Annotated in this window: 6 protein-coding genes; all 6 read right to left on the reverse strand. The window is 40.0% G+C overall.

The window, feature by feature from the left end; all coding sequences use genetic code 11:
- Positions 1-116: 116 nt before the first annotated feature.
- Positions 117-1,256 (reverse strand): ABC transporter permease, encoded by a 1,140-nt coding sequence (locus ACFE93_RS11620; protein WP_375473435.1) that lies wholly within the window; start codon positions 1,254-1,256, stop codon positions 117-119.
- Between the two features lie 25 nt (positions 1,257-1,281).
- Entirely contained in the window at positions 1,282-2,463 is a 1,182-nt protein-coding gene (locus ACFE93_RS11625; RefSeq protein ID WP_375473436.1) for an ABC transporter permease, read from the reverse strand.
- A gap of 16 nt (positions 2,464-2,479) precedes the next feature.
- Positions 2,480-4,495 (reverse strand): ATP-binding cassette domain-containing protein, encoded by a 2,016-nt coding sequence (locus tag ACFE93_RS11630; RefSeq protein ID WP_375473437.1) that lies wholly within the window; start codon positions 4,493-4,495, stop codon positions 2,480-2,482.
- Positions 4,492-5,760 carry an HlyD family secretion protein gene (locus ACFE93_RS11635; RefSeq protein WP_375473438.1) on the reverse strand — a complete coding sequence of 423 codons (1,269 nt, stop codon included), beginning with the start codon at positions 5,758-5,760 and terminating at the stop codon, positions 4,492-4,494. The genes ACFE93_RS11630 and ACFE93_RS11635 overlap by 4 nt, the downstream gene beginning before the upstream one ends.
- A 57-nt stretch (positions 5,761-5,817) precedes the next feature.
- Positions 5,818-6,921, reverse strand: a complete 1,104-nt coding sequence (locus ACFE93_RS11640; protein ID WP_375473439.1) for a flavin-containing monooxygenase — start codon at positions 6,919-6,921, stop codon at positions 5,818-5,820.
- A gap of 384 nt (positions 6,922-7,305) precedes the next feature.
- Positions 7,306-11,820 (reverse strand): amino acid adenylation domain-containing protein, encoded by a 4,515-nt coding sequence (locus ACFE93_RS11645; protein WP_375473440.1) that lies wholly within the window; start codon positions 11,818-11,820, stop codon positions 7,306-7,308.
- Positions 11,821-11,905: the final 85 nt, after the last annotated feature.

The following is an 11,905-nucleotide window of genomic DNA, read 5'->3' on the forward strand; positions in this document are numbered from 1 at the left end:
TACCTTAATGGATTAATCTTTGCTCCCTAAATAAAAAGTGGGATGCTCCCGTTGAGTATCCTGTCATCGTACCGCATTATGTACCCCTGCTCCCCCGAAATTTTTCACTCTCCAGATTAAATTAAGTTACGGCGAAATCGACTTGTACTAACTGTTAATAGAAAAATTGCAAAAACAAAAAGTGCAATCACATTTGGCCAAAGAATATCTAAACCAACTCCTTTTAGTAATATACCACGCATAATTTCCACATAATAACGCAAAGGGTTAACCAATGATATGTACTGAAATATAGGAGGCATACTTTCAAGTGGAGTAACAGCACCAGATATCAATCCTAAAGGAACATTAATGAAGAAAGAAGTGAGTGAAGCTTGTAAGTGCGTCCGTGAAAAAGTTCCAATTAGCATACCTAAGCCAATTCCGACAAAGGTATACAGACTTCCAAGAGCTAAAAATAGAAATATATTGCCTCTTATTGGCAAACCGAAAATCAGACGAGCCATTCCTAAAGCTAATATAATATCACCTATCATAACAATTACTAGAGGCAAAATTTTTGCCAAGATAATCTCTTCAGCGCTAACTGGAGTTATTAGCAACTGTTCCAAAGTCCCGGCTTCTTTTTCAGTAATTACTGAATTAGTTGCTGCTACCGAACTAGTTAGGGTAAGTACCAATCCTAAGACAGCCGGAACAATAAACCAATAACTTATCAAACGAGGATTATAGATAATGTTAAATTCCTGTTGAATTAATGATGAGTTTAAATTCCCATTTAATTTATGGATATAGTTATTCATAATTTCGTTAAGATAAGCATTGGCAATTATTGCAGTTGCAGCATCAGCACCATCAATAATTGCTTGAACCTTAGTAGTCTCATCTCCATTTTGATTGCGCTTAAAATCTGGAGGAATCACCAAAGCAACTACTATATCTGCTGTACTAACTTGTTCACTAAGAGTTTGCTGTTTAGAACTAGCTTGTTCTGATATGTGCGGTTTAGTGATAAAAGCTCCACTTTGACTGAAAGTAGATATTAATTCCCGGCTATCGTTTGTATTAGCATAATCAACATATCTAAAAGGAATATTCTTGATGTCATCATTCAAAGAAAAACCTACAAGCATGAGATAAATACTAGGTATAAAAATTAATAAAACAATCAGTTGTTTATTCCGAAGAAGTTGATTTTTTTCTTTCTTTAATAAAGCCAAGAAGCGATTCTTGAACAAATTATTAATTATTTTCATGATTATAAAAGGTAAATGGCATTTTTTAATCAGGAAACTGCATTTTATGTAACGTCTTATGAAGACGTTTAAAAATAAGTATACCTAACATAAACATTGCTAAATTTGCAAACCAAACTCCTGACCAACCGGCACCCCGCAAAAATGCATCACGGCTTACGTCTATGTAATATCTAACTGGAAGAATATTTGATATTAATGACAAAGGGAAAGGAACATTTCTGAGTGGATGGTATAAGCCAGTTAAAAAAGAAGATGTCAAATATCCTAATAATGTAACAGACTGAACCGCAACAATGCGAGTATTAGCTCGTGTACCAAGCATTAGTCCAAAAAGAGATGCACTCATTAAGAAAATTAGAGTTCCTATTAGTAAAGGAATTGGATCTCCTACTAATTTTATACCAAATACAAAAAAGCCTAAGCTCATAACAAAAATTGTTTGTACAACACCTACCATAAAATAAGCAAGACCTTTACCTAAGAAAAACTCGACTGCACTCATATCAGCAGAGTAAGCTTGAATAATTGTACCTTGCTCTTTTTCACGAGCCATAGACAGCGCAGAAAATAGAGCCGGATATACCCAAAGTATTAGCCCGTAAACTCCTGGTAAAATAAAGTGAGATTCTTTACCACCCATATTAGACCAGAGACGAGATTGCAAAGTTATTGACGAACTACTTGGCTGTAAGCCCACGTTGATGAGAAAAAATTCTGTGATGGTGCGAATTGTACTTCTAATTGCCCTGGCGTTATTGACATCTGTGCCATCTAAAAGAATCTGAACTTTAGTCGTTTGAGCATCTTTAAGGTGACGAGAGAAATTGGGAGGTATTACTAATATAGCTTTTGCAATATTACGATCTAGTGAATCCAGAAGTGGATCTTTTTTGGTATTTCCTAAAATGTCTTTTGTTTGGCTGTAGTAGAGAGGTAAACTAATAATTTTGAACCGACGACTTGCTTCAAAACGTTCTATATAATTACGACTGAGAAAACTTTGGTCAAAATCTTGAACTAGTAAAGGAACTTCTGTAATCAAAAGTTTGATGGCATAACCATAGATAAGCATAGTTACCAATGGCATTATAAACAATAGCAAGAGGCTAAAAACATCACGACGAAGTTGTGCTAATTCTTTAGCACATTGAGACCAAATCCGTTTCCATAAAGAAGGCAAAACGTAGAAGATTAATTTCCGCATAAAAATTTGATGAAAGTTATTTTTGAATAAATTGATTTTTCTGGCGATTACTTTGAAAAATACTAATAAATGTATCTTCTAGAGAAAAGGGAATCGTCCGCCAAGAAAGAATTTCTAGTTGTGCTGCGTTTAAAATTGATTCAATTTGGTGAATCTCCTTGTTTTTGTCATTGAGGATGATGTGCAGCTTTGTACCAAAAATTGATACCCGCCAATCATCCAATTCATTTTTTAATAAGTTAAAGGCTGTCTGAGTGTCTTTTGTTACTAGCTCAATTAACTGACCAGGTTGTGCCATTTTTATTTCACTGGGTGAGCCTTGCGCTACTAATTCGCCGTCTACCATAAAGCCAAGACGATTACACTGTTCTGCCTCTTCTAAATAGTGAGTAGTGACCAGTACTGCTGTACCTTTGCGGGCCAAATCACAAATCAAGCGCCAAAACTGGCGACGCGCCAAAGGATCTACTCCAGAAGTTGGTTCATCAAGAAATAAAATATCTGGTTCGTGCATTACCGAAGCACCAAAAGCTACCCGTTGCTTCCAACCACCGGGCAACCGACCAGTAAGCATATTTTCTTGACCAACCAAACCACAGGTGTTAAGAACCCAGTCAATTTTAGGACGTAATAATTTTTGGGGAACAGAATAAACACCACAGTAAAATTCCAAGTTCTCCAAAATAGTCAAGTCATCGTAGAGGGTAAATTTTTGGCTCATGTAGCCGATGCGCTGCCGCAAAGCACTACTACGGAGATTACTAGTCTGACCGCCAAGAGAAATGTAACCGCTACTCGGTTCGATTAGACCGCACAACATCTTGATAGTTGTGGTTTTCCCCGCACCGTTTGCGCCTAACAAACCGTAGATTTCACCATACCGAATTTTTAAACTTACACTCTCAACTGCTTTAAAGTCACCATATACTTTTTTAAGGTTGCGGACATCAATTGCCGCATCTTCATTGATATGATTACTGTTAATGTATTTGCTCGGACGAGAACGAGGAAATTGAATAAACGGTGGATCTGAACCATTGGCGCGTAAGCGAGTTACAAAGATATTTTCTAGAGTAGTTTCAACTTCTTGAATTGATGTAAGTTCCATTTGGCGAGATGTCAGAATTTCCCGAATCTCAACTTCTCCAGCTTTGACATCTTTTACTAATACATCCAGGCGATCGCCAAAGGTTTGGACATCAACAATCTGTTTTGCAGGAACTCCAGTACCAAAGTGAATTTGTTCAATTCGGGGTGGCAATTCCAGCAAAGCTGCTTCGGCTGCTTCCAAGTTGGGAGTACGAACTTCAAAACGGTACAAACCCAGGCTGGAGCGCAATTCTTCTAAATATCCAATTTGTTGAATTTTTCCTTCGTATACTAAAGCAATACGATGGCAACGTTCCGCTTCATCTAAATAGGGAGTTGCAACTATAATTGTTACTCCTTGTTGGGTGAGAGTAGCCAAAATATCCCAAAACTCCCGCCGAGAAACAGGATCTACCCCAGTAGTCGGCTCATCTAACAAGAGAATTTCGGGTTCAGAAATCAATGCACAGCAGAGAGCTAACTTTTGCTTCATTCCCCCAGAAAGTTGGGAAGCCAAACGATTAGCAATTTTATCAAACTCCATTAACTTTAAATATTTGGCTCGCCGCTTGATAAATAACTCATTTGGGACTTTGCGTAACCCGGCACTGTATTGCAGATTTTCGTTAATACTTAGATCCAAATAGTGTGAAAACTGCTGCGTCAGGTAGCTAATCTTTAGGCGTGCATCTCGAGGTTTTCGACCTAAAACTTGAATATTACCTGAACTTGCTTCCATCACTCCCCCTAGAATATGGAAGGTAGTAGTTTTGCCTGCACCATCAGGACCAATTAAGCCAAAGATTTCACCTCGACGTACCGTAAAGTCAATACCACGAACAGCTTCTATTTTGCCGTATCGCTTGTGTAAACTTTGTACTTCGATAACATTATCTCGGACTGTGCTTACGGGTACTGTGCCATAGACTATTTCTTTTGTCATTGGCTCTCGTCCTCTTTGAGGATAATTTCTCCATCTGCGGGCATTCCTGGCTTCGCAAAACCAGCCGGATTATCGATTGCGATTTTAAGTCCAAACACTTGCTTGATACGATCTTCTTGGAAATAAATATTTTCGGGAGTAAAAGATGCTTGAGGATCTATGCTAGCAACATGAGCATTGATAGGTTTATTGGGATTGGAATCTAGGAAAATGTTAGCTTTTTGTCCAACTTTAACTTTGCCAATTTCTTTTTCAGGAATATAACCGCGTAGATAAACTGTATTTTGGTCGAGTAGGGTTAGTAAAGTTTTACCAGTAGTGACTACAGTTCCTGGTTCGATTGTTCGAGCGCTTACTACTCCGTCTATAGGGCTGGTAATTTTCAAATATTCAATTTGAGCTTTGATTTGTTGCTGTGATGCTTGGGCATTTTTGATCTCAGCTTGAGTAGCAGCTAGTTGCGACATGGCTTGCAACATCTGTTTTTTTAACGCCACTACTTGAGTAATGCGGATTTTTGGATTAAAACTTGTAGTCTCAGCTTGAGCTAATCCACCCAACCCGAATTTCACTTGCTTTCGTGCCGCTTCTACTGCCGCCTGACGCGCTTGTACAGTCGCCAAATTAGATTCCCAACTTGTCTGGGTCTGGTCAAACTGCTGCTTGGCAATAGCTCCTTCCTTTACCAATTGGGCAAAGCGATCGCGGTTAGTACGGGCTAAATTTAATTCTGCGATCGCTTGCTGCGCTTGGGCTTGAGATTGACTTAGTTGCGCTTCATATCCGGCAAGTGTCGCTTGGGATTGGAGTACCCGACTCTTAGCATCTCCACCAGATTGTTCCTTTACTAATGTTGCTTCTTCGATTTGGCTTTTAACAACATCCATTTGCAAATGAGCTTGCATTTCCTGTTGTTGGGCAACACTCAAACGAGCTGCTGCACCCAGTAATTGCGCCTGAATTTCTGCATCATCCAGTTGGACGATTAACTGACCCTTACGGACGCTATCACCTTCACGCACAGCAACAAAATTGACCCGACCTGTTACTTTCGCACCAACATTAGTTTCATAGCCCTCAATGCGACCACTGACGCCAATTACTTTCTGAACTTTCGATAATGAAAAGTACCAATATACTAAACTAGCAGTAGCAATCAGCAGCAATACTGGAATCAGCAGACGTGATTTCTTCTTACCTTTAGTCTTAGGCTCCTCATCTGCTTCTGTATATTTGTATGGTTCTGAAGAATTTAACTGTTTCATACGTAAGTTTACTTTGTAGACATAACTGACTTTTCACAGAATGTGGAAAAGGCAATTTTAACGTTTTGTCAAGCTCTGGTTTTTTCGTTCGCTATTGTCAACAGTTAAAAAGTCTTCTAGTGCTTTCGCTGCAATTTGAGAAGCAATAAAGCTGACATCGGGAGCAAGTCCACCTAATAAAGAAGAATTCAATCGTTGCTGCCACCTCAAGCCTACAAAGTACAGTCCTTTCACAGCAGTAACACCTTGTTCATGCACAGGGAAACCTTTCTCATCAAACATTGGAATCTTAATCCAGTGATAGTCAGGTTGGAAGCCTGTTGCCCAAATAATATTGCTAACCTTAATAGACTGCTTGTTAGTACAAATAATCTTGTTACCTTCCACACTATCAACTCGCTCCAATAATATGATTCCGTTTTGTTTAGCAAGTGCGTCAATGTCAACCCCAATAACAGCGTCAGGTCTTTGACTCAACTTCTGACCGAGGCGAGAATTTTTAGTAATACTAGTCACTTTCAAGCTATATATCCACCAACATAAATCGCGTCCCAAAAACTTACGGGGTAAATGGGGGGTTTTACTCACCGACAAATAAACTTTATGGGTTGTAGATAATTCTCTAGCAATTTGGACACCAGAATTACCGCTTCCGACTACTAGCACATCACCAGATTGTAATTGCTGTGGATTTCGATAGTGGCTGCTGTGAATTTGGAATACATCTTGAGGCAATTGGGTTGCAAAACTTGGAATTTTTGGCTTTTGATAAGGGCCGCTAGCAATTACAATTTGTTGTGCTTGAAAAGTTATATTGCTAGATTCTACTAAAAAACCTACGGGAATCTGTTTTACTGAGGTTACTTGCTCGTTGAAACGTATTGGTAATTCAAAAGTTTTGGCGTAAAGTTCCAAATAAGCAATTGTTTCTTCTTTAGTGGGAAAGGCATTTTTTGTTTGTGGAAAAGCTAATCCGGGGAGGTTGTTATACGGATTGGGTGTGATAAGTTTCAGCGAGTCCCAACGAGTACGCCATGAATGAGCAATTTGCGGACTCTGTTCAAGAATGACAAATTTGCGATTCTGTTGAATCATCTGATAACCCATTGCTAGTCCTGCTTGTCCAGCACCAATAATTAGTACTTCAACCTGTTCAAACATGGAAAACTTCTCCAAAAATATAAATTGGGTAAAGGAAACAAATATGGGATTGACACAATTACTTGACTATTTTGATTTTGAGTTGACTATGATCAACGGAAGCTAGACTGGAGAGATAAATAATGGAGGATAAGAAGCCAATATGCTTGGGTTAAGGCGAAAAAGCTGATTACTGATGTGAAATTTCAGAGCTTCTACTTGTTGTTTAGTACCTCTGTGCATTGGCTTTTTAGAACGAAACTTTGATATAGGTTTTTTCACAACTCTGGGATTAAAACGGTGAACACGTTCGGGTAACAACGTATCTACAATCTCTACAATTAACCAATCGGAAAAAAGGGAAATTATTCTGGCTGTAAGTCTTGGAACTTAGGGATAGCAGGACTAATGACCAATAACATCTTGGACAAAAAACTTCAACTTTTCTGTCAAAACATCTACTTGGGGTTTAGCAAACATAGTGAAATGATTACCAGGAACGCGACAGACAATTACAGGTTTTTGAGTAAACTTGTTCCAACCTAATGTCTCATCGCTAGAATATTGGGGATCGAAAATCGATTCAACACTAGCACGAATTAAAGTAACTCGATCTGGGTAGATCGGTGGTACGTAATCTGCCATTGCTCGCATATTGGCAGAAAATACTTTCACCAAGCGTAGCATCTGCTCAAACTCCATATCTGGAGATATCAAATTTGCTTGTTTAGCCTCTTCTAAAACCAAATGTAATTGCTTCTCTGGTTTGAATTGTCGCAGATCGTCTTCAAACTCCGTCAGGCTATTTGCTCCACCACCGAGGTCTCTTAGAAACCAAGTTAACAGCCTTGCGTCATCAAATTTTGGTGTATGGACGGGTGCTAGAGAGTCAATTAAAGCTAGCAACGCCACTTCTTGTCCTTGTTGTTGCATCTGGTATGCCATTTCAAATGCCACTACTCCTCCCATTGACCAACCACCAAGCAAATAGGGCCCATTCGGTTGAATTTCTTGTATAGCTGCAATATAGTGAGCAGCCATTTCTGGAATTGTGGAAAAAGGTTCTTTTTCCCCAGTCAAACCAACTGCTTGCAGTCCATAAAAGGGTTGCTCAGTACCTAGACACCGAGATAAATCCATATAGCAAAGGATATTCCCACCTACAGGATGCACGCAAAAGAAAGGTAATTTATCAGCAATCCCCGCTTGTAGATTGACTAAGGGACTCTGGGGTAACTGAATATTAATACTACCTAAAACACTTGCTAAATTTTCGATGGTGGGACTTTGCAGAAGCGCCGACAGGGGAAGTTCCCGTCCGTAAAGTTTTTGGATTTGAGACATCAAACGAACTGCCAGCAGAGAATTACCTCCGAGTTCAAAAAAGTTGTCGGTTACGCCGATGGGGTGAATATTTAACAGCTTTTCCCAAATCTGCACCAGTTGTAATTCTAGGGTAGTGCGGGGTGAAACGGAAGCTTTTTCCCCTCGGTCAATACGTTTTTGGTCGGGCGTGGGAAGCGCTTTGCGATCTACTTTACCATTGAGTGTGAGAGGCAAAGAATTTAGGATCGTGAAGCTAGAAGGTACCATGTAATCGGGTAGCTTTTTACTCAAAAAACTACGCAATTTACCAGTCAATGTGCCATGTATAACTTTCAAAATACCTTGCATTTCCAACAAGTATTCGATGCTTTGTTGGAGCAGAATTTGTTCGCTGGGTGTGAGTGCAAATTGCAACCCAGCTTTCTCCCACTGACGCCAAACGACTCGCGCCTCCAGACATATTTCGTTATTGCTTCCTGGTAGCTGGAAGTACAAGCTCACCAATTGACCACGTTGCAAAGATTCTGGCACTCCGATCGCGCAAATACCGCATTGAGAAATATCCTCTGTAGTTAGTTCTACTATGTGGTTATCGCCAAATTCTGCCCGACACGTAGTTTTTAAGGGCACTCGATCTGGAATCATGGTGGGAACAATATATGCTACTAAACGTTTATCACCGCGATCGCCCACTACTGATACTATTGCTTGGCATACTCCTGGATGCTGTTCCAAGGCTGTTTCGATTTCTCCTAACTCAATACGGTAGCCTTGAACTTTAACCTGGAAGTCTTCTCGCCCCAAAAACTCAATATTACCATCAGGCAAATAGCGTCCTAAATCTCCTGTACGATATAAACGCTCACCAGTATGAGGGTGTTTGATAAACCTAGCTTGGGTTTTTTCTTCATCTTGCCAATAGCCCCAAGCCAAACCAATACCACCAATATAGAGGTCTCCTGTCACCCACATTGGACAAGGTTCCATCACCTGGTTCAAAACATAAAAGTTTTGGTTGGTCATTGGCCGACCGTAAGGAATACTAGTCCATGAAGAGTCTACAGATTTAACGGGGTAAATGATTGACCAAATAGAAGCTTCAGTAGCACCACCCAGGCTAAATACTTCAACCCCTTGAATCAAGCTTTTGATCTGGTCGGGCAAACTTACAGGTATCCAATCCCCACTCAACATCACCACACGCAAATAACAAGCAGGTATTTGCGTCTGTGCTGACGCATACTCAATGTACATTTGCATCAGTGCTGGAACTGAATTCCAAATCGTTACTTTTTCTCGCGCCAACCATTCAGCCCAGTGGCCGGGGTCACGAATACTTGTAGCATCTGGAATGACAATGGAAGCACCAGCAGCCAAAGTCCCAAATATATCATAGACTGATAGATCAAAATTTAAAGCTGACAGTGCCAGTACTCGGTCATCAGGAACAACATGAAAGCGTTGGTTGATATCACAAATTGTATTGACTGCACCCCGATGATCAATCATCACCCCCTTCGGTAGTCCGGTAGAACCAGAAGTGAAGATGACATAGGCCAAATCCTCTGGTTTCTGAATTATTTCCAAAGGTGCTGGCGAAATTGTCTCAAAATCGGCATCCCTATCTATACAAAGCCGTTTGACGTTTATAGGCCACTCTAGAGATTCATCGAGCCAGGATTGAGTTAGTACTAATCCAACTTCACTTTGTTCTAAAAGATACCAAAGACGTTCCTTGGGCAACGAAGGATTAATCGGTAGATAGGCGGCACCGGATTGCAGAGATCCTAATACCCCTACTACTTGTTCCCAACCTTTTTCCATGACTACTGCCACCAAAACATTGGGACGTGCCCCCAATTGTCGCAGCCATCGACCTACTTGATTCGAGCGGGTATACAATTCATTGTAGGAAAGGATGCGATCGCTAGAAATTACTGCTAGAGATTCTAAACGCTTTGATACCTGATCGGCGAACAATGTGTGTAGCATCCCTTGAGGTACAGATGCCTGAGTAGCGTTTACCTCTATTCTTTCTGCTAACTGGCTGGGTGGTAACATCTGGAAAGATGTTTGTTGCCAAGCTGATTCTTCTAAAGCTAGACGAGATAGCAGAGATTGGTAAGCATTAAACATATCGTCCAAAAGACCTTCAGGAAACAGTTCTTCTACTGCATCCCAAAAAAGAACGCAAGCCCCATCATTCTCCATTACTGAATGATCCAGCCAAACTTGGGGAGTTTGAATGGAAGCAAAAATCGGATCGGCTACTCGACCTTGGGTAAAAGTTTCCTTATCTCGTGCGTCAAGACTACTAGCAAACACCACTGGGGCTGCCGCTCTTGAACTTCCCCCTCGCTGTCGGTTTAGTTCTCGTAATACTTGTACCCCACTGATATGACTGTGTTCAAAGTCATTCCAAATTTGATTTTGTAATCGCTTTGCTCTGGCTGTAAAAGTATCTGGAAGCGAATTATTTACCTCTAGTAATAGAGTTGAACTAAAACATCCTATTAGGTTGTTAACCTGCGGATGCAAGGACAGACGATTGGTATACAAATGATTCAAGATGAAATGCGAATTTCGACTCCAATTACTTAATACTTCGGCATAGCTGGCGCATAATATACCTGATGGGGTCAAACCTAATCGACGAGCCTTGTCTTTGAGTTGTTGCCAGATATCAGCATCGATTTTAGCAGTGCGTCGGACAAATTGTGGATGGGATACAGTACCAGGACTTTTTACTAAAGGTAATTCTGGTGCTGGTGGTAAAGTCTCCAGGCGGTTCCACCAATATTGTTGAGAACGGTTATAAAGCTCGGAATTTTGTAAAGTTTTTAATGTGTGAATATAATCCCAATAAGAAATTTCCAAATCAGGTAGATATGTATTGACATCTTGGTATAAAAGAGGTATTTCTCGACAAAGAAGTTTTAAACTACCACCATCAAAAACTAAAAGACTAAGGCTGATATGAAATCGGATACAACGCTCATTAACTTGGTAAGCTACAACTTCAAATAATGGACAACTATCAGTTTTTGAAGCATGTTGAGACATTCTCGCTCTTGTTTGTGCCAAAGTTGAGGTTACTATTTGCGGGTCTTTTCCACGTAAGTCGATAACTTCAATATCATAGTTGGGAATTTGTTCTAGAATCTGTTGCTGACCATCTGGCAATATGATTGCCCTCATCATTTCATGGCGAGCAATGAATTTCTTGACAGCGAGATTAAGCTTAGTAACATCTAGTTCCGCAAATTCAAACTCTACATATACATGGGGTGATAAATTACCTAACTCGAAAGAATCGTTTTGACCAAGCCAATATGCCTGCTGCATATCGGTGAGCGGAAATGGCTGATAACGGTCTTTGAGATTTGGTACTATTTCTGGGAGAGCAGAAACTGTTGATTGTTGATTTTGCTGTTCTAATAATGTAATTAGCTCTGTCTTGTTTTCAGAAATTTGGGCGCGTAATGTTGGTGTGAAAGCACCTTTAGGTGCTCGATATAGCAAATTATTATTATCAACCCATACTTCGATACCTTGTTGAGAAAGTTCAACCAAAATTTCCGATATAGTCATCATAATGTTACCTTTTAATTTTTAATAGAACTTAGAAATAGCCTTTTCAAGGTGACTCATGACATCTGTATGTTTGGAGCTGGTTAAA

Origin of the sequence: uncultured Nostoc sp. (assembly GCF_964247315.1) — a bacterium.
Taxonomy (GTDB): domain Bacteria; phylum Cyanobacteriota; class Cyanobacteriia; order Cyanobacteriales; family Nostocaceae; genus Nostoc.

Excerpts from the sequence above, each read along its gene's own strand:
- ACFE93_RS11620 (WP_375473435.1), bottom strand. The coding sequence starts at position 1,256 with ATGAAAATAATTAATAATTTGTTCAAGAATCGCTTCTTGGCTTTATTA.
- ACFE93_RS11625 (WP_375473436.1), bottom strand. The coding sequence starts at position 2,463 with ATGCGGAAATTAATCTTCTACGTTTTGCCTTCTTTATGGAAACGGATT.
- ACFE93_RS11630 (WP_375473437.1), bottom strand. The coding sequence starts at position 4,495 with ATGACAAAAGAAATAGTCTATGGCACAGTACCCGTAAGCACAGTCCGA.
- ACFE93_RS11635 (WP_375473438.1), bottom strand. The coding sequence starts at position 5,760 with ATGAAACAGTTAAATTCTTCAGAACCATACAAATATACAGAAGCAGAT.
- ACFE93_RS11640 (WP_375473439.1), bottom strand. The coding sequence starts at position 6,921 with ATGTTTGAACAGGTTGAAGTACTAATTATTGGTGCTGGACAAGCAGGA.
- ACFE93_RS11645 (WP_375473440.1), bottom strand. The coding sequence starts at position 11,820 with ATGATGACTATATCGGAAATTTTGGTTGAACTTTCTCAACAAGGTATC.